The sequence below is a fragment of the Acidianus brierleyi genome (genome assembly GCF_003201835.2).
GTDB classification, from domain to species: domain Archaea; phylum Thermoproteota; class Thermoprotei_A; order Sulfolobales; family Sulfolobaceae; genus Aramenus; species Aramenus brierleyi.
In genome coordinates, this window is the sequence record NZ_CP029289.2 from 850,284 (window position 1) to 869,817 (window position 19,534).

General features: G+C 29.1%; 20 protein-coding genes. 11 read left to right on the forward strand and 9 right to left on the reverse strand.

The features are described from left to right. Positions 1-85: 85 nt before the first annotated feature. Entirely contained in the window at positions 86-1,009 is a 924-nt protein-coding gene (locus tag DFR85_RS20235; protein ID WP_110269856.1) for a glycosyltransferase family 2 protein, read from the forward strand. Here the strand turns inward: DFR85_RS20235 and DFR85_RS20240 are convergent. Together DFR85_RS20240 and DFR85_RS20245 are read right to left on the reverse strand one after the other, a co-directional pair. Continuing rightward, a complete protein-coding gene (locus tag DFR85_RS20240; protein WP_110269857.1) occupies positions 1,001-1,837 on the reverse strand; it encodes a glycosyltransferase family 2 protein in 837 nt (278 codons plus the stop codon). The genes DFR85_RS20235 and DFR85_RS20240 overlap by 9 nt on opposite strands. Before the next feature lie 112 nt (positions 1,838-1,949). Next, positions 1,950-2,975, reverse strand: a complete 1,026-nt coding sequence (locus tag DFR85_RS20245; RefSeq protein ID WP_110269858.1) for a glycosyltransferase family 2 protein — start codon at positions 2,973-2,975, stop codon at positions 1,950-1,952. A gap of 307 nt (positions 2,976-3,282) precedes the next feature. Here DFR85_RS20245 and DFR85_RS31800 point away from each other — a divergent pair, with 307 nt between their 5' ends. From DFR85_RS31800 to DFR85_RS20270, 6 genes are all read left to right on the forward strand, one after another. Then, a complete protein-coding gene (locus tag DFR85_RS31800) occupies positions 3,283-3,810 on the forward strand; it encodes a glycosyltransferase family 2 protein (RefSeq protein ID WP_246253004.1) in 528 nt (175 codons plus the stop codon). Beyond that, complete coding sequence (locus DFR85_RS31805; protein WP_246253005.1) at positions 3,785-4,222, forward strand: glycosyltransferase family 2 protein; 438 nt, start codon at positions 3,785-3,787, stop codon at positions 4,220-4,222. The genes DFR85_RS31800 and DFR85_RS31805 overlap by 26 nt, the downstream gene beginning before the upstream one ends. 77 nt (positions 4,223-4,299) lie before the next feature. Beyond that, positions 4,300-5,361 carry a glycosyltransferase gene (locus DFR85_RS20255; protein WP_110269859.1) on the forward strand — a complete coding sequence of 354 codons (1,062 nt, stop codon included), beginning with the start codon at positions 4,300-4,302 and terminating at the stop codon, positions 5,359-5,361. Further along, positions 5,340-6,410 carry a glycosyltransferase family 4 protein gene (locus DFR85_RS20260; RefSeq protein WP_110269860.1) on the forward strand — a complete coding sequence of 357 codons (1,071 nt, stop codon included), beginning with the start codon at positions 5,340-5,342 and terminating at the stop codon, positions 6,408-6,410. The genes DFR85_RS20255 and DFR85_RS20260 overlap by 22 nt, the downstream gene beginning before the upstream one ends. A gap of 3 nt (positions 6,411-6,413) precedes the next feature. Next, complete coding sequence (locus DFR85_RS20265) at positions 6,414-7,094, forward strand: hypothetical protein (protein WP_110269861.1); 681 nt, start codon at positions 6,414-6,416, stop codon at positions 7,092-7,094. 39 nt (positions 7,095-7,133) lie between these two features. Continuing rightward, positions 7,134-9,152, forward strand: coding sequence for a GH116 family glycosyl hydrolase (locus DFR85_RS20270; protein WP_110269862.1), 2,019 nt, complete (start codon positions 7,134-7,136; stop codon positions 9,150-9,152). Here DFR85_RS20270 and lrs14 read toward each other — a convergent pair. The 3 genes from lrs14 to DFR85_RS20285 form a co-directional block, all read right to left on the reverse strand. Beyond that, entirely contained in the window at positions 9,149-9,514 is a 366-nt protein-coding gene (gene lrs14, locus DFR85_RS20275) for an Lrs14 family HTH-type transcriptional regulator (RefSeq protein ID WP_246253006.1), read from the reverse strand. The two genes, DFR85_RS20270 and lrs14, sit on opposite strands and share 4 nt — an antisense overlap. 198 nt (positions 9,515-9,712) lie before the next feature. Further along, a complete protein-coding gene (locus tag DFR85_RS20280) occupies positions 9,713-10,210 on the reverse strand; it encodes a ribbon-helix-helix domain-containing protein (protein WP_110269864.1) in 498 nt (165 codons plus the stop codon). A gap of 54 nt (positions 10,211-10,264) precedes the next feature. Then, positions 10,265-11,233: a glycosyltransferase family 4 protein gene (locus DFR85_RS20285; protein WP_110271782.1), complete on the reverse strand. Its 969-nt coding sequence runs from the start codon at positions 11,231-11,233 to the stop codon at positions 10,265-10,267. A gap of 223 nt (positions 11,234-11,456) precedes the next feature. On the opposite strand from DFR85_RS20285, the gene DFR85_RS20290 reads away from it, so the two are divergent. The 4 genes from DFR85_RS20290 to DFR85_RS20305 all read left to right on the forward strand — a co-directional run bounded on the left by DFR85_RS20290 (position 11,457) and on the right by DFR85_RS20305 (position 14,060). After that, positions 11,457-11,669, forward strand: a complete 213-nt coding sequence (locus DFR85_RS20290; protein ID WP_110269865.1) for a hypothetical protein — start codon at positions 11,457-11,459, stop codon at positions 11,667-11,669. Positions 11,670-11,981: 312 nt separating this feature from the next. Continuing rightward, complete coding sequence (locus DFR85_RS20295) at positions 11,982-13,100, forward strand: glycosyltransferase family 2 protein (RefSeq protein WP_162582645.1); 1,119 nt, start codon at positions 11,982-11,984, stop codon at positions 13,098-13,100. Further along, complete coding sequence (locus DFR85_RS20300; RefSeq protein WP_110269867.1) at positions 13,100-13,765, forward strand: hypothetical protein; 666 nt, start codon at positions 13,100-13,102, stop codon at positions 13,763-13,765. Before DFR85_RS20295 ends, DFR85_RS20300 begins: the two co-directional genes overlap by 1 nt. Positions 13,766-13,826: 61 nt before the next feature. Continuing rightward, entirely contained in the window at positions 13,827-14,060 is a 234-nt protein-coding gene (locus DFR85_RS20305; RefSeq protein ID WP_110269868.1) for a DUF504 domain-containing protein, read from the forward strand. A 1-nt stretch (position 14,061) separates the two neighbouring features. Here the strand turns inward: DFR85_RS20305 and DFR85_RS20310 are convergent, their stop codons facing one another. The 4 genes from DFR85_RS20310 to DFR85_RS20325 all read right to left on the reverse strand — a co-directional run bounded on the left by DFR85_RS20310 (position 14,062) and on the right by DFR85_RS20325 (position 19,302). Next, the gene (locus DFR85_RS20310; protein ID WP_110269869.1) at positions 14,062-14,319 is read right to left on the reverse strand and encodes a DsrE family protein; all 258 of its coding nucleotides are present in this window, start codon (positions 14,317-14,319) and stop codon (positions 14,062-14,064) included. Positions 14,320-14,470: 151 nt separating this feature from the next. Beyond that, on the reverse strand, positions 14,471-14,875 hold the full coding sequence (locus DFR85_RS20315; RefSeq protein WP_110269870.1) for a hypothetical protein: 405 nt from the start codon (positions 14,873-14,875) through the stop codon (positions 14,471-14,473). A gap of 151 nt (positions 14,876-15,026) precedes the next feature. Beyond that, positions 15,027-16,778, reverse strand: coding sequence for an APC family permease (locus tag DFR85_RS20320; protein WP_110269871.1), 1,752 nt, complete (start codon positions 16,776-16,778; stop codon positions 15,027-15,029). A 484-nt stretch (positions 16,779-17,262) separates the two neighbouring features. After that, on the reverse strand, positions 17,263-19,302 hold the full coding sequence (locus DFR85_RS20325; protein WP_110269872.1) for a restriction endonuclease: 2,040 nt from the start codon (positions 19,300-19,302) through the stop codon (positions 17,263-17,265). Positions 19,303-19,534 lie beyond the last annotated feature (232 nt).

A 19,534-nucleotide genomic window follows, 5' to 3' on the forward strand; every position in this document is an offset into this window, starting at 1 on the left:
AGTAATAGTAAAAAGATTTCCTTAAGTCAAAGGAAGTATAAAAATACCCTAAAATTTTTAAATGTGAACGAGTTACAGAATAGAAATGGATGAAATTCCTATAGTTATACTCAATTATAATGGATTGAATTTATTAAAATTATATCTGGATAGTGTTCTTAATACAGAATATCCTAACGAAGTTATAGTTGTTGATAACGGTTCTAAAGACGGAAGCTTAGATTACTTAAAAAGTAAAGGAGTAAAAACAATAGCGTTAGAAAAGAATTATGGCCCTGCATATGCTAGAAATGTTGCTATAAAGAGGTATAATACGAAATATATGGCTTTTTTAGATAATGATGTCTTAGTTCCAAGAGATTGGCTAAATCCATTGGTTGATACTATAAAAAATAAGGAAAATATAGCTGCAGTACAGAGTGTTTATACTGAATGGAAATGGGGAGATCAACCTTCTGAGATTCCTTGGTTTTCTACAGCGGCAGCATTAACCAAGAGAGATATTTTAGAAAAAATTGGCGGATTTGACGAACATTATTTCTTCTATTGGGAAGATATAGAGCTATCCTGGAGACTATATAGAGCAGGGTATAAGATTTTAATGGTTCCTAAATCTAAGGTAATTCATGAAGCTCATGGTACAGCTAAGAAATTACCATCGGCTTTTACATCATATCTTATGATGAGAAATCAGTTAATACTTTTGTTATCGTTTTATAATAAAAAACAAATATTTACAAATTTCGTTCCTTTAGTTCTAATTAGATTTTTCCAGGCTTTCAGACCTCCTAATAGGAAAGCTAAACTAAAAGCAATATTTTCATTAGTTGGTGAAATAAACTATGTAAGGAAGAAGAGGGCACAACTTAAAGAAATATCAAGAACATACGACGACGTATTTATGGAATATTTAGGTAGAGATCCCTTCGGCTATATAGAATTTAGATCAGTGTTTGAAGGAATAAGAACAAAAATTCATAGAAATGAACAAATATCAGTATCATCTTGAATATTTCTCTTCAAAGATTTTTATTGCTTCATCAAAGATGAGATCATTACAATGTGTCTTCTCATATTTCAAAAGATTATAATGTCTTTTTAAATCCCAATCTATTCCTTCTAGCTTTGGCGGTAACTTTTCTCTTAAATGTTTGGTGCATTTATAGTGAGCAAGCATCTTATATTTTGGAATAACCAACAATTTTCCAATCACATAAAAAGGAAGAAGTTCAGGATTGTCCTTAAGATAAGGAGAAGGTAAACCAGTAAGTGTCCTATCCCTATATCTTTCTATTAAGCCTTTTGCTGTTTGCCATTTAGTATGATGCATCTTATGATCGTGAAGATGATCTCCAAAAATATAATCCTTATTAGCCAAATAGAGATATTTGCAGCTGTCCGTTAGTCTGAACCATAAATCCCAGTCTTCAATGTGTACTAAGTTTCTCCATCCTCCTACTTTAATCAGGAGTTCCCTAGGAGCTAAAATAGGAAAAGAACTTCTTCCTACTTTTAATCCATATCCGTCATAATTATTTAGGTATTCATCAATTAATTTTTGTAGGTTATAGTATATTTGGTCTCCGTCTAAACATAATATGTACTTACCATGTGAGAGAATTAATGCCTTATTCCTAGCTCCTCCTTTAGGTCCATTATAACGATCAACTATAACGTTATCCCTCTCATAACTCTTAAGAATATCAAAAGTCCTATCCCTACTCATATTATCAATAAGTACAAATTCACCGTCTATTTGTTGGAAAATATTATCTAGCACTTTCTTAACAACAGGCTCCTCATTCCTAAAAATCATATTAACACTAAGGCTAACCATCTAATTTATTCTTATATAGATAATAATAAAAGTCTTTCCTAACAGAAAATTTTCTAGTAATTATTAACATTTATATAAATTTTTTAAATATTTTGAAATAGTAGAACTAGAATTATTTGTAAAATAGCTTATTTCCTCTCTCTATTTTCTCCTTTAACCTCCTTTGTTCTAAATCATACAATTTCCTTATAAGTTTCCATTTAACGAAATCTGGAGCGTAAATGCTAATTCCAGATAATATTGCCCTTAAACTCTTTTTATTAAGCTTAAAATAATAGTATAAATCCTCTAATGTAGGTCTATATTTTTTATCTATAGGAATAGAAGGAAGTCTAGCTAAAGTAATTTTATCGTTAGCTAATTCAGTTCTTATATTTCTCTCGTAAGCCGTATTTCGTGCCATATTATGAAGTATTATGAAGTCATTTATATGATGTTCTTTAAAATTCTTTTTCCCTTTTATCCACTCAATAATATTTGTATTATTTAATACACTTGAGTTAGTATAATGTATCCTTCTAAGAGATAATACACATGGATCAACTATCATCTTCTTGTTACTGATTAATCCTAAATAAAACATGAACATATCAATAGAATAATCTATTTTCTCCAGATATGATATAGAATTAGTAATCAAAGTTTTTCTTATGCTTATTGAACTGTTGTTAATTCTTGCATCCTTACTTAACATAAATCCGAATTTTTTTACTTTTTCCTGGTTGTCTATTATAGTATAATCGTAATCCTTCTTAATATGTATTTTATCAAGATTATTGGGAGTCCTTTCAAGAAAATTCTCAAAAGCGTTATGATAGTATCCTACTTCTTCGTCTTGGAATACTTCCTTAACCTTCTCCAACTTCCTGGGCAAGAATAAGTCATCGTCGTCAAGGAAGGATATTACTTCACCCCTAGCTTCCCTCAAACCATTCACAATATCCATACCGCACATCTCCTCACCAACAAGAACGCTCTTAACACTGTTCTCCTTCAAGTAATCGTCAATCTCGTCCTTAAAATTCTTAACAACAATAATCTCATAATCATCAATTGTTTGATTCAAAACGGAATCAACAGCATCCCTCAAATATTCCCTCCTATTATGAGCAGTAACAATAACAGAAATGAAAGGCATAAATAAAATTGAAAAAAGAATATTTAAGAATTGCTTTATGCATTAGTTGAAATTTTTAGGTCTTAAGCTAGAAGCGAAATAAATTCTAAATCTTGAGTCTAGTTAAAAATTAGCTATACGTTTCTATTGAGAAAAACTGAAGAATTTCACAAAGCATTCAAGAATTTGTAGTATTCAATGTATTATTCTATCACCTTTTTCTTGATTTAAATAATAAGTGGTATAGAACTCTTCCATAATTTTATCTATACATTTTAGCCGAATTATTAAGAAACCTTTTAATTATTAAACATTTAGGAAGGCAATTGTGAAATTGCTAAGTATAATAATAGTTAATGTAAAGGGTAAGGAAAATCTTTCTAGACTTTTACAGTCATTATCTTTATCTACTTTTAAGGACTTTGAAATTATTGTAATAGACAATGTAAAAAACGAGTCTTTAAATAATGTAAAAACAGTTTATATTAATGAAGATAAGGGTCCTGCTTATTGCCGTAATATTGGAGCTAGAAACTCAGAAGGTAAATTTTTACTATTTTTAGACAATGATACTAAAGTCCCAGAAGATTCCTTGGGACATTTAATTAATTTTTTATCATCCAATCAATATAAAATAGTTCAACTAAAATTAATAAGAGAGGATGGAACAATAGATAGTGCTGGAGGTTTTATAGACGATCTAGGCTATCCTTATGAGAAATACAGAGGAGAAAGATCAAAGAACGTCAACTCTATTTATCCAATTCTCTATGCTAAAGGCGCTGCATTAATAATTTCACGTGATGTTTTTGAAAAATTAGGAGGATTTGATGAGGATTATTTTTTTCGGATATGAGGAAACTGATCTTTGTTTTAGAGCATGGAAACTAGGATATGAGGTAGTATTTCTTCCCGTAAATATAATCCACTATGAGCACGGTTCTTATTCCAATAACGATGTTAAAAAGGAAAGGAGACTAGTATACTTTTTAGAAAGTAGGAGATTATATTTTATTCATAAGAATTATAATGCAAAATTTCTCTTAAAGAAGTTACCTTTCGTTTATTATTATTTTTTAGGATCTATGGTCATGGATATAGTCAAAAGGAAAAATACTAATCTTTGTCTAGGAAGACTCAAAGCATTATTATGGTTTTTTACTAAAATTCCAGAAATAATAAGAAAAAGAATGATAAAAAAGAATTATATACGGAGTGAAAATGATTTGGAAAATTTAGGACTTATAATTTCACATAAAAATAGATAATCCAAGTTACAAGATACAGAACTTTCCTAAGTTTCTATAAAAAGCTTTTTATTTATCTTCTAGAACAACAATGCATAATGTTAGAATTTCTAATAGCAGGATTATTATTGTTAATTATCCATTTCGGAGAGCCTGTATATTACTTTATGTACGTAAAAGGAAATAAATTGAATATTTCTCCCGTTTATTCAGAACCTCCAAAAGTGAGTATAATAATACCAACATATAACGAGGGGGACAAAATAAGGGAGAAAATAAAAAATGTGCTTGATAGCTATCCTAATGATTATATGGAAATCTTAGTAGTAGATTCAAGTAATGATGGAACGGACGAAATAGTAAAAACTATGGGAATTCCACAAATAAGGATAATAAAGGAAGAAAAAAGAAAAGGGAAAATATTTGCAGTAAAAGAAGGAATAAGAAATGCTAAAAATAACCTTGTAATAATAACAGATGCTGACGCTATATGGGAAAATCCCTTAATTAATGCTGTGAAATTCTTGGGGGGAGAAATAGGAGCAGTTAGCTGTATAAAGTCAGCTAATAGTGAAACAGAAAATGCTTACAGGAATTTTTATAATGTAATAAGACTTGGGGAATCAGCTATTTTTGCTACACCAATATTTCATGGGGAAATGACAGCATTTAGAAAAGATATTATAAATGATAAAGATTTACCCAACGTTGGTGCAGACGATAGTACAATAGCCACTCTAACAGCTATAAAAGGGTTTAGGGCTATATGTGTTAAAGACTTTCTTGCTAAGGAAATAGCTCCTAAAGGATTGGATTACGTAAGCTGGAAAATGAGGAGAGGTTCTCATCTAGTAAGACACTTTTTTAGGAATCTTTCGAAAGTTTTAAAATCTAACAACCAATACTTTAAAAAAATTTTTGTTGAAGAATTCTATCTCCATATTATTAATCCCTGGCTTCTAGTGCTAGGTATATTATTTTTAGCTATAGGTAATATAGAGGTATTCTCAATACTTTTAATTCTACTTTTAATATCGTTAGTATCCAGCAAAACTAGGGAAGCAATAAGAGCATGGATTCCAAATCAATTCTTTCTAATTTTGGCTCAATTGTTTGCTACAAAAGGTGAGGTTTTGGCATGGAAAAAGGAGAAAAAATAATCCATGTTGTACACTCTTTTTATCCAGTAGTAGGCGGAATAGAGAAAGCCGTTTATGAGGTTGCTAAGAGACAATCTAAGAAATATGACGTTACAATTATAACATCCTCACAAGTGCCTAACGGAAAGGATGATCTTCATGTGGTAAGAATAAGAAGTGTAAGGCCTTTCGGAATGCCAGATTTAACTATACCTTTGATAATCCCAGATTTATCTGAAGCAAAGGTAGTTCATTATCATTCTCAAAATTCATTTTTCTCATATAGAATATTGTCAAAACATGATAATAACGTATTTACTATAATGGCGCTAAATTCTCTAAAAAGTCATCCTAATCCAGTAATTAAGATTCTATCACCAATATATTCGCAAATTTTAATAAAAAGGGTTTTAAAATACTCGAAAAGACTTATAGTTAAGAATGAGAGAGATAAAGTAATGCTTGAAGAAATATACGGTAAGGAATCTTATATTATACCTGACGGTGTTGATGATATGTTCTTTACTGTACCTAAAACCTCTTCCTTTAAAGAAAAAATAGGAGGAGATTATGTATTATATATTGGAAGACTTCATCCTTTGAAGGGAGTTAATGTTCTTATTAAAGCATCTAAGAAAATTAACTCAAAGGTAGTCTTTATTGGCCCAGGAGATGTGAATAAATATGAAAAAATTGCTCAAAAAGAAGGTGTTAAGGATAAGTGTATATTCATGAATTATGTTGATGATTTAACAAAAATAGCGGCAATTGATTCTTCAAAAGCTGTAATAATACCCAGTATTTCGGACTATGTAGAAGCGTTTTCAATAGTTTTGAGCGAGGCTTGGAGTAGAGAAAAAACAGTAATAGCAAGTAGTGTTGGAAGCTTGCCTTACAGAATAAGCAATGGAATCGATGGTATATTAGTACGACCTAACGATCCAGAAATACTAGCTGAAACTGTAAATCAAGTAGTTGAGAATGATATAAATCTTGGTAAAGAAGGAAGAAGAAAGGTACTAAATTGGGATAATGTAACCGAAATGTTGGAAAAAGTATATGAGGAATGAGCCATGAATGTTGTTTGGGCATATATTATAATAATTGGAATTGCACTACTTATACCCAGTCTTTTTATAATAGGCTATCCTCCATTCATTATACTCTCTATAGGACTAATTATTTCCGGCTCAACAGCTTATGCTATAGATATTAGCAATAATATAGATGATACTATTAACGTTACTTTAGATTCTCTATATGAGAATTTAGAACTCATTTTCAGATATTATAATAAACAGCATTATCATAGATTATTTGTTCCTTCTTCATACGGATGTAACGGAGTTTTACTTATAGATAAATACCCTATAAAAATAGATAAAATAAATAAAGAATTAGTAAACAAATTCGACGATTCTCTAGGTATCTTCTTGGAAACTCCAGGCTCAATAATAATTAATGAAATGAAAGGTAAAGGTATAAATTTTACAGAAAACCTCGATTACTTAATGAAAAAAGCCTTATCAGAATTGTATAAATTTTCGGACAATGTAAATATAAATTATATTAGAAACGACCTAATTAGAGTTTCCCTAATAAACCCTAAACCTGGAAAGAATTACGGAATATTAGGATACGTACAATCGCTAATAGCTGCAGCAGTTCTAGCTGAAAAAGAATCAAAATTAGTTTATGTTGATAAACAAGAAAAACATAGAAATACACTAAATATAGATCTCGTTTTACTATAAGCAATTAAGTTTTAAATTATTTATTAATTATCCTTTATAATGGTATTTTATACTTGGAAAGACGACATAAAGGCAGGAGTTCCTCTAGGAGGAATAGGAACAGGGAAAATAGAAATTAATAATAAAGGGAAACTCGTAAATCTCACTATCTTTGGAAATATGGGAAGTCCAATTGAAGAAACTAGAGGCTTCCACATATTTATTTTACCGAAGGATGCAAAACCTTTCTTCCTAGAAAAGAATTTAACAATTTATGGAATGGAAAAGTATGAAAGTGAATTAACCTATGAGGGAAGATATCCTTTTATGTATTTAAAAGGAAAAAAAGATAAGGTAACTGCTGAACTACAAGGATTCTCTCCAATTATACCTAAAAATCTTAGAGATTCTAATCTTCCTGCAGCAGGATTTAAAATTAAGATTAATGGAAGCAAAGAAGGCATAGTAGCAATATCTTTTCCTAATATTGTAGGAAGTAATCAAATAGGGAGAATAAATGAAAAGGTAAAAGGAGGAATAACTTTTAAGAATAATCATTTGCTTGATTTCGATCCGAAAAAGGGGGAAATATCCCTCTTATCTGATATAAAAGGTACCAAAGTTATACCTCAATATAATATAAATGTTAAACCAGAAATTGCATTAAGTAGTTTTGTCTGGAAAAATAGATATGAAACGAATGAGCCTTGGAATTATATAATAAATGGAAAAGATTTTCAAGAGGAGGAGCATGAAGTCACTGGTTTCTGGGACGATCCTGCTGGAATATTAATACTGCCATATGAGGAAAACGAGGTGAAATTTGTAATAAGCTGGTATGCTACCGGTAAATGGATACAATATCCATATGGATACAATTACCATAAAAATTTCTCTAATTCCCTTGAAGTGGGAGAGTATTTTTTAAAAGAATTTGATAGGTTAATGAAAGAAACGTTTTCTATAGAAAAAAGTATTCCAGACTGGCTCAAGGACGCAATTATCAATAGTTCATATATTCTTAGCAGTAGTACTATACTTGATGATAAGGGTAGATTCGGCATTTATGAGGCACCAGAAGTTTGTCCTTGCGTGAGTACAATAGCAGCGTTATGTTATGAAGGTGGATCATTACCAGTTGTTATGTTTTTCCCAGAAATAGAGAAAGAATATCTAAATTATCTTGGAAGTAAAATGAGAAATGATGGATATGTACCTCATGATTTAGGGCTCTATTCTCTAGATCTTCCAATTGATGGAACAACTTCACCACCTAAATGGAAGGATACTAATCCAACGTTTATTCTTCTTATATATAGATATTATAAATTTACTGGAGATATTAATTTTCTTAAAGAAATGTACTCAAAACTTTTGAAAGCTTTCAATTGGGAGTTAGAACAAGATAAGGATGGTGATGGAGTTCCTGAAACTGAAGGTGCTGGTGATACCGGGTTTGATACTACTCCGATAAAAGGAATTGATAGTTATACTACTTCGCTTTATATAGCTTCAATATTGGCAATGAAGGAAATCGCCTCAATTTTAAACGATAAAGATACTCAAGAAAAAATGAAAGATCTCCTCGAGAAATCCAGGAAAGTTTACTCCTCATTATTTAATGGAAAATATTTTATAGCATGGAGGAATGAGAAGGAAGAAAAAGATTTCCTTTTCATGGGTCAGTTATTCGGAGAATGGTGGGCAGAAATCTTAGGTCTAGAGAAAATAATAGAAGAAGAAAAGATTTCTTCAGCTTTGAAATATCTTTTAAATATAAACGGTCAAGCATCTGAGTACTGTACTCCTAATATGGTGAAGGAAAATGGTGAGATCGTAAACATGGGACCTCAAAGTTACTCTTCGTGGCCTAGATTAGTTTTTGCTATAGGTTGGTTAGGATATAAAAGAGATAAAAAATGGCTAGACGTGGTTAAAAAGGAATGGGATAATCTGGTAAAAAACGGCTTAGTATGGAATCAACCATCTAGGATAAATAGTAAAAATGGAAAACCGGAACCAGATAGATATTTGGATCATTATATAGGAAACGCATCTATCTGGTCTTTTCTTTTTTAAACCTTATGAACATGTACTTTATATGCTTCCTCATATTTCTTTATAATATCCTCAAGATCTTGAATTATCTTGTTATAAATCTCGACTTTGTCAGTATAGTATACATATTTCGGTTTTCTTACTTTTCCTTCACATTGTTTTTCTCTTTTCACTAGATTTTTCGATAAAAGGGCATTTATAGGTTTGTTTATTGAAGTTCTAGCTAAGTTTAATCTTAGTGCTATATCTTCTTCAGACAATTTTTCTCCTGAAGTAAGAAGAAGATGAAGAATATTTGTTTCACTCTCACAAAGACCATAAATAAAACCAATTAACTTATGTATTTCAACTTGTCTCCCATCTGGGAACTCTACTTTACTCATGATTTATTTTCTAACAAACGAAAATAAAAATTCACATTATAATTTGAATTGTTACCTTTCTTTCACGGAGTTGAATTTCTGTAAAATAGTTTAATTAGGATTTTTACTAAAAACATTAAAATATCTTATTTAACATTCTCGATTATATATAATACTTTAAAACTTTTATTTACAATAAAAAATATAAGAATTAAAGAGTTAAGATTTAGTTTCTATTTTTTTAACGAACTTACATTTTTCTAGAAGAGATATTTTATTTAATGTAGACGGTATTATTAAATCATCAACTCCTATGATTGAATCTATGTAGTTTAATGTATTCTGATCTATATCTAATGTAAGTTTCTTTATATTTCTGAAAGAAAGTGTCTTTCCACTTTGCATTATTTCTTCCTTAGTCACCGTGAGTTCCTCTAAATCGGAAATTATAGTAACATTTTTCTTAGCGTCCTCATATCCCATCATAAAAGACTTTCCCGTATCTTTTGCACCCTGTATTATTTGATCTATTGTCCTACTTGCTTTATTAGTTATACCTAAAAACGATGTCAATGCTTGATTTATTACTTCCCCTACAGTCCTACCAGTTTCTCTTGCAGTTAAAACTGCCTTTTCGTAGAGATCTTTATCTACTCCTCTAACTGTTACTGTTTTCTTCTTTTCATCATCATTTTGGTTATTATTTTCGTTAGACATATATAACTTGTCAGCATTGTCAAATATAAGTTTTACTGTTATACATGTAAAACATCATTTCTTTATAACTTCCAAAAATTTTTGAACTGCAGATTTAGGACTGTGATTATTCATTACTATTTCTTTATTTTCTTCAAAATTAATATTAGTCTTATCCTCTAATATATTTATTATAGCAGTTGCAAAATCTTCTTCAGTTTCAGCATTTACGTAATTAATTTTTTCAATTCCTTCTACAGCTTTTTTAGTAGCTATAATAGGTTTTCCAGAACCCATATATTCAAGAACTTTTAATTTTACACCTCCTCCTCTCTTAAGAGGAGCCACACAAATATCTGCACCCAAAATATATGGGATTGTGGATCTAACGTAGCCTGTAGCGTAAATAGGAGGACTAACTTGAGGAGGAGATGGGCCAACCAGGTAAAAATTAACGTTCCTGCCCATTTCTTGAACTCTTTTGGACACTCTTATTAAAAATTCTGCAGCTTCCCTATTAGGTGGATAACCCATTCCTCCGACAAAAACTACCGCTGGCTTTTTTAGATCTTGAGGTTTTTCATTAAAGGCGTCTGTATCTATAATATTTGGAAAAATTATTGCTTTCTTTTTAAGAAGCTTAGCGTCATTTTCTGAAGGTACTAATATTGTATTACAATAATCTGAGAAACTTTCTAAAAATCTAATTATATTTCTTCCAAACATTCCTAATCCAACATCTTGCTTCGATTCTATTGAATGTAGATGAAGAATGCAATCTGCTTTAGATAACTTACTCGAAATTAATGTAGGTAAAATTGCCCATGCTGTTTCAGAAACTAATACATCATATTTTCCTTTTATAATTCTATCTATAAAAAAGGGAGACATCTCCCTTAACCACAATAACGATTTTCCTTTTTCTTCCACGTTTCTTTTAGAATATGCAATTATTTCTGCATCTTCGTACTTTTTAAGTTCTCTCAATAACAAATAAACTTGCTCGTGAATTCCTCCTCTTTGAGGATAAATTGTTTCCATCATAACAAATCCTATTTTCACAAACTAAACTACAATCAAAGCCCTAAAAACATTTTGAAAAAGATATCTAAGATGTTATATATTAAAATATGTATATAGTATAGGAAAGAAGAAAATAATATAAAAAATCTTTTACAACGATATAGAAAAATCATAGAACATTTTCTATATTTACGTGCGTAATAGTTCGATAAAATATTTAAAATCGTTCCCAAAATTAACAGTGATGGAAAAAGTGGACATAAGACACAGACAGTTAACTAAAACTTTTCCAATATATGTATTTATAGAAGTCTTTTACTTTTATGAAATGTTTGAGAATGACGGAATAAGTTTTATTACAAAGATAATTATACTATTAGCAATAATATTTGGAATTAATTTGCTCGTGCTAGTAGACTATAATAATTACACCAGTAAAAAGATAAAGGGATATTGAACAATATTAGAAATATTAAAACTAAAATTCTTGATTTAGAGTGTAATTTATTTTTAAAAAAATAGAATAATATTTTGGAAATAAACAAATTCAGGGTTAATTTCTTAAAAATCAATCCATTTAGTCTTAATTTTACGCCGTATAAAACACAATTATTATACAGAAAAAGTATTTTATTTATCTCGAATAAACTTTTAAAGGAATTGCACGATAATATGAAAGATCTCGATGACATTTATCCCAGAAATTGATACAATATTTGTTGTAATCTTAAGTGTCTATTTAAGCTTTTTTGCATCAATTAATCTTCTCATGTTAAGTCTAGGGAAAAGAAAAGATGAGGAAAAAATTAAGGATTATAATGATAAGGTAGCTATAATTATTCCAGTAAAAGACGATGAATCCATACTAAATTCCTTACCATATTATAAGAATATTGATTATAAGAACTATTTCGTTGTAATAGTGGACGATTCGGATTCTGTAGAAATTTCAAGAAAAATATCTTCAGAATGTGAAAACTGGGAATGTATTCATATTATTAGACCTAAAGAAGAAAGAAAAGGGAGAAAAGGGGCTGCAATAAACTACGCTCTAGATAAAATAAGCAATCTTAATCCAAAGTATGTTGTCATAATGGATGCAGATCATAGACCACCTAGAGATTTCCTAAAGCTAGGTGTAACATTAATCAAAGAAAAGAAAGTTGATGCAGTAATAGGATATCAAAAACATGATCTAGGAGATTACGGAATTTTCGGGCACTATTATAGAATTTCTCAAGCTTCATCAATATATACGTTAATAGCTAGGCATAAGCTTAATTTGACTCCAATATTTACTGGTTCTGTAGCTATCTTTGATTATAAGTGGTTAAAGGAAAGAAGATTTGATGAAACTTCAATAACTGAGGATTGGGAATTATCATTAAGAGGATATATAAAAGGAAAATTCACTACTTATGTCACTGATAAATTATATGCCCATTGCGCAATTCCTAAAGATATAAAGTGGTTCATAAATCAACAAATGAGATGGGCAGAAGGAACGATTTCAGATTTAAAGAAACATCTTATCTCAATATTAAAAGATAGGAAAATAAGTATAAAATATAAAATAGGTTTATTGTATCAAGGTTTATTGTATTCTCAGGCCCTGGTCATTCTTTTATCATTTATCTTATATTTCGTATTTCCATTTCCTCAAGGACTAATTTCTGTAATACTAACAGTTCTAGTAGCTATTGATACAATATCATGGATAGGACTAATTATTAGAGGTGCACAAGTAGAAAAAATGAAAATAAACCTACAACTTATAATATTCTCATTTATGATGATTTATACAATGTCCATCTTCTATGCGTATAGTACATTAAGAGGGTTAATTTTCCATAAGGGTAGATGGATAGTTACTAAGAGGAGATCATAATGGATCTAAATAAACTAAAATATTCTATAGGAAGTGCAATGTTCTTTTTTGGTTCTCTAGTATTCCTTATAATATTTACAGAAATATTTATAATGAATTACTCTTTTAATTTCGATAATTTTCATTTGATGTCTTTTGGATATCCGTGGGCAAGCGAAAGAGTAATGAAATATACTGGATTTATAAAAATGCCTGATTTTTCTAACAGTAATCCTGACGTTTATTTCCTAAATTATGGAGAGGCAATGTTTATTTCTCTGATATTTGGAGTATACGGAGTATTTCTTTCAGAAAAGTACATGACTGAAATAAAGAATAAAGAAAATAAGATATTATCTAGAACGTTCTTTACTCTTTTCTTAATATCTTTTATAGTTACGCTCATAGCTTTTATTAGAATTCAAGTTTTAAGTTCTTTCTATTTTATCGGAAATACTCTTCTAGTTCCAGATGATAGATATTCAATATTAAACAGAATTATAGTAAATTATAACATAGATCCCTCTAATATTATTAGGTACAATGGAGGAGTTTTTGGTACTCAAAAAATATGGATAATAGATTGGGATATACTCCTTTTACTGTCTTCCGGTATATCTTTTGTATCTTATATCTTATGGAAATACTTTAGTCAAATTATAGTTAATAAGCATGAAATTCAATAATTACGAGCATAAGTAGGTACTTTATATCTATATTTTTATTTCTACAAAAGCATATTACCTAGTGAGAATTAAAGAAGCAATTAATATGGTATTCTGGAAGTATAAGGACCTTTCTCAATTTAAACTAGTTATTTATGATAGATTTACTATAACTTCCGAAATTCCTTTTGAGGAAATAGAAAGAGTAGATAATAATTATATTTATTTAAAAGACGGCGAAACTGTAATTCCAATACATAGAGTTTTAGAGATAAAGAAAGGAAATTATTCAATTTGGAAAAGAAAAAATGGTTAGCTTATAATCTTAAATAGATATATCCTTCTTTTTGCCACTTTGCTATTTCGTAGAAACTTATTGGTGCTACTTTAACTCCTTTAGCAAGGTCATTCTCAGTCAAATTATTCATTTTCATAGCTACTCCACAAGCATATACTTGGATTTTAGGATCTGATGAAACGTCTTCTACGTTCTTTTCTTCATTCTTCAAAACTCCAAAAATTCCAGTTTCAGAATATACTGCTATAACGCTTTCAACGTCTTTTTGATTAGCCATATTTTTACTGCAACAAACGATAAAGGGATCTTTTCGCTTTCAGATATCTGAAATAATATTTTCATATCATGCTATATACATTGAAAAAATATGAAGTTATCTATAAGAATAAGGAAAAATATAGATAGAAAGTTAAATAAATAAAAACTTATTAAAATGAATATAATGTTGTAAAATCAGTACTTTCAAGTAATACTCCGGAAGAAATTTTAGCTAAAAGATATCTTAAAAGATCAAGATATCCATACGGTAAACTTATTTCGGTTCCACCATTCAAGTAGATATCTATCCTTTTCTTAGAATGATCTACAAATAATAGATAATTATATTGAACTATAAAATTTATAATGTTAGCTAAATTGTATTCTCCTACTTGAAGATTACCGTAATTAACTATAAAATAATCTAAGTTTACGTTATCAACATCGTAAACTATCATCGGCATGGAAAACTTAATTTCAACATTAGTAAGATCAGTTATAGATTCTACCTTATGAACATCTCCGTCGTAATAAAACTTACCTTCTTTAGTTATAAATAAAACCTTAGAGACCATAAAATGAAACTCGTTTTTTACTGTTTTAAACTTTTCTTAAAAAGATTTTATATAGTTTAAGAATCTATATAGAGAAGATTATGATACTTGAAATAGTAATAAAAATAAAACATAAATTTATCTTTAATCAAATAAAATTTTATTTTAAAATTTAGACTGCGTTAGCGTTTATAATCTCCTCTAATTCTGAAGTTCTTATTGAAGATTTAACAGCAGCGTAATGAATTCCTATTAATATTAAAGAGACAATAATAAGGTCATACGGAAAAGGTATAAGATCTACTAGACCAAATGGACTAAAATATGATAACGGCATAATACCCAACATAAATATTAATAACCATAAACTAGCTTTAATTTCTTTTATTGGAATATTAATGAAAAGTGATTGAAGAATTATTGTAGATGTAATCATTAGAAGAAATAATAGAAGACCTATATTATTGGAATAATTAAGTCCATTAGTGGCCATATAGAAAAGATAAGATGAAAATAATATGATAATTCCTGATGTTATATTAATAATCTTCATTTTAGAGTTTAATGCAAAAAATACGGTCAATCCAAGAAGTCCCATTACTATAATATAGAAAAGCGTAGAAAATCCTGACCAATATACAAGTAATCCAGCAGTTATTGTTGATATTGGGGCTATTATTTTCCATAGCTTTAATTCATAAGGTCTCCTTAAATCAGAAGCTACATGTCTTAAAGAGTGCAATCCTATTCCACCCATTATATAAGTCAATACTGTAGCTGAAGACGAAATACTCACTATGGCATACCATGACGGTAGTGGTAAAAGGAAAATTGCTGCAGCTATTATTGATACTATTAACGAAAATTCAGGGATTCCAGTTTTTTTAATTTCAGAAAATATTCTTGGTAAGTATCCATTGGTTGCTGAACCGTAAAAAGTCCTTGCTGTAGTTCCAGTATATATTATCCCAGTTCCAGCTGGAGATATGATAGCGTCAAATATTAAGATTGAAAGCCATATATCTAGAAAAAGAGATACACCATTAATCTCAAATACAGAATATATTGGCGCATTACTTAATGGAGATGAGAGAAGTGATCCCCAATCTCCCGGACTTAAACCTATTTTAGACCAATTAATTGAACCTATAAAGCCTATCTGGAGTATTGTAAAGATTAACATAGCTATTAGTAACGATGAGATTATTGCAAAAGGTATGTCTTTCTGAGGATTTTTTCCTTCACCTCCATATTCTATGGCTTGCCTAAATCCTAGATAGGAAAATATTATCCCTGAAGAAGGTATAGCATAAAGTATGCCATTTATTCCGCCATATCCTTCTACATTATTAGAAATAAAATTTGAAAAATTCTGAGGATTAAAATAAATGAAGAGTAATATTGCAGTTACTGTGGGAATTATTAATTTCCACCAGCCTATACCATGACTTATTCTTCCTAGAATTTTAACTCCAAAATAATTAGCAAAAAAGAATATTAGTAACAAGACGTAAGTTACTAAAATACCTTGTAGCGTTAAACTATCTTCTTGAACATTATATAATGAAGGAACAAAATGAGAGAGATAAGTTGTAGTAGCTATTGCCTCAATTGAAACCGTAGATACGGCAGAAATCAAATAAACCCATGCCATAGTAAATCCTACTATTCTACCATGAGTATAATGAGGATACCTTATTATTCCTCCTGATTTTGGAATAGCTGAAGAAATTTCTGCATAAGAAAGCGCAATAAATATCATTAATATTCCTCCTAAAATCCATGAGATAATGGAAGCTCCTCCAGCATATGCTGCAGCAGCTAAAGGAGCAAATAACCATCCAGAACCTATTATACCTCCTAAAGAGAGATAGGTTAATTCCCATCTAGTAAGGGTTTTTCTTAACCTATTATCGGACTGCACAAAAAGATAAGGGAAAGTACTCTGCTTAAAAGTTTAAAATTAAATAATAGTTTCAAATATTGCTTCTTTATTGTAGAAATAGTTCTAGCTTAGTACTTATTCTTAGTGTTAGATTTAAAAGATATAACTAAGAATTAAACGAAAGATATATTTGAATATTGATGTTTAACTATATTAAATAGTATTCTTAAATTAAAAATTTTATATCTATATATTAAAAATTATTAATGAAATATCTACTTATTCATATTCTTAAGAGCTACAAGTATCTTTTAATTTCATATAATATTTTTAATAGCTCAACTGTTAATTTATATATAGTGAAACCTAAGTTTCTTATACTTTTAGTATTTATTGCGTTTCATAAATGATTACCTGATATATTTAAAGTAATTATATTAAAAACATCTACCATACTTCTTGGTTAAGTTAGAAAACTATGGTTAATTTTTATTATTTATTTCATAATTATAAAACATAAATATTATAATAATTCTAATGGATTTTTTGTTTTAGGCTTATATTCACTATCTAATTTTAAACATTTTAGCTTATTCAGTATACCTTTATTGCATTCATCTTTCCTAATAATTGAACCCTCATAATTTAGCATAATGTATTCAAATTTATTTCCATTATCGGTTTTTATCGTTATACCGTCTTCTTTATACCCTATGAAAATAATGTTATTCATTTTTATGGAAGCAATGTCTGGAACTTTCTTTAATGATAAGATTTTCCCACTATCAGAAATTTTAGTTAGATAGTGCATATTGTTACACATTAAATCCACATTTACACTTTCTTTTTCTCTCATTAAATTTTCCTTACAGTTACCTTGCATATTGAATGCCGAATACGCTATTTTTATAGCGTAAGAATCATTTACTTTAGATTTTTGATAAATTAATTCTCCGCTAGTTTTCCATGCAAATTCATAGTTAAAATTAGAATCATATGCAAACGCAAAAATTTTTTTATCTTGATTTTTTATAGATTGTAAATTATAACCGTGGTTAGCTATAAATATTTTTACATAGTTCTCATTTATATCTTTATTTAAACTTTTTATAGTCCCATCTAAAGATATTTCGTATTTTACAGATCCAGTTACTCCAGATTCTAATATTATCCATGAATCTCTAAGTTCATATTCAGTTTTCATGGGTTTTGAAAACATGCTATTTATAAAATTTTCAAGAGCAATTTTTTGAGCTGAGATCAAAGATATTCCAATCTTATTACATGAAACGTTTTTAGAACTAGAGTCAACATGACATTTATAGAGATAATCTCCAGATAAAAATACGTCATAATTGCCCTCTACTTTAACTATATTTCCATTTATTTTACTTTGTGCTAGTTTTATTGCATAATCTTTAGTTATTCTGACATTCTTTCGTATTATTTTACCTACTTCATTAAGTTCAATCTGTATTTCGACTTTATCATCTTGATAATCAATGATATAGCCATCCTTATTTCTTGATATCTTAGGAGAATTTTTTAATTCTGTTTCCCTTTTAATTTCCATCAAAGCTAATTTTTCTAGCTTGTCATTATCTATAGGCTTAAAGCTAACATTCAACTTATTCCTATTGATACTAACTATAGCTTCAGTCAATTCAACTTGAAATATGATATTATAGGTATCTAGAAACCATGCCTTTTTCTTTAGTTCTTTAGAAATATCTATTATTTGACTATAATTAGGTAATCTTCTTTTTAATAATTCTACTGCTAAATTAGCTATTTTAGGATATTCAATGTTAAGTTTCTCATACTTAACTTCAGAGGCCATTATTGTTCTCTGCATTGGAGTTTCCAGAAGTTCAGAAACATCTTCTCCTGCTCCATCTAATGCTATTTGCGATGAAAGAACTTTTCTTCTTCTATCATTTTGTAAATTATAGCCTATTTTTACTTGGAATACATATAATCTCTTTAATATAGCTTCTGTCCTTTTAATCTTGTAATTTCCATATTTTCCAACTAAGTTTTCCGCTTTATTTATTACATTTTCTATATCTATATCTAAATATACTCCTTCATTAACTTTGATTTCCTTAATATCCTCCTTTTCATTTTCGATTATTTGTGAATCTTCTGAAATTTTAGTAGGTGAAACCATGGGAACTCTTACTTGATTTTGTTGAATTAATTTAGCTAATTGAAAACCATTAATTAGAAGAATATTAAGTTTGCTTGCTACTTCAGTAGCATCTACAGTAAAATCAGACGTTGTTATTATTATTCCCTTATCGCAGTCTTGTAATTTCATGGACGTATAAAGATCTCTTACTGTTTTCTCTCCTATTTTAGTACTAGTATATCTTTTTATTTGAATTGCGTATTTATGTATACCATCCAGTTCTTCTTTCCATGCTAAAATATCTACACCTCTATCTCCGGAACCTCCTACCCATTTTATGTTCTTAAAACCTAATTTTGGTAAAAATTCGTCTGCTATGAACTTTTCAAACGATGTAGGGTCAAGACTAGCTATATATTCAGTAATACCCATGGAAATTATTATATCATAGTGAAATATAAAGATTAATATTCTTTATAAGTCTATTTAGAAACAATGTTTTGTAGACTAGTTCAATTTTCTTGGATGTTAAGCTCATTAAATTTTCTTAAATTCAAAATCAAGCGTTGATTTAAAAGTAAGTTTAACGTTAGCTTTAATAAAAATTGAAGCAATCTACAAAGCATCGAAACAGTACTATTTATCCTTTTGATCATTTATAATT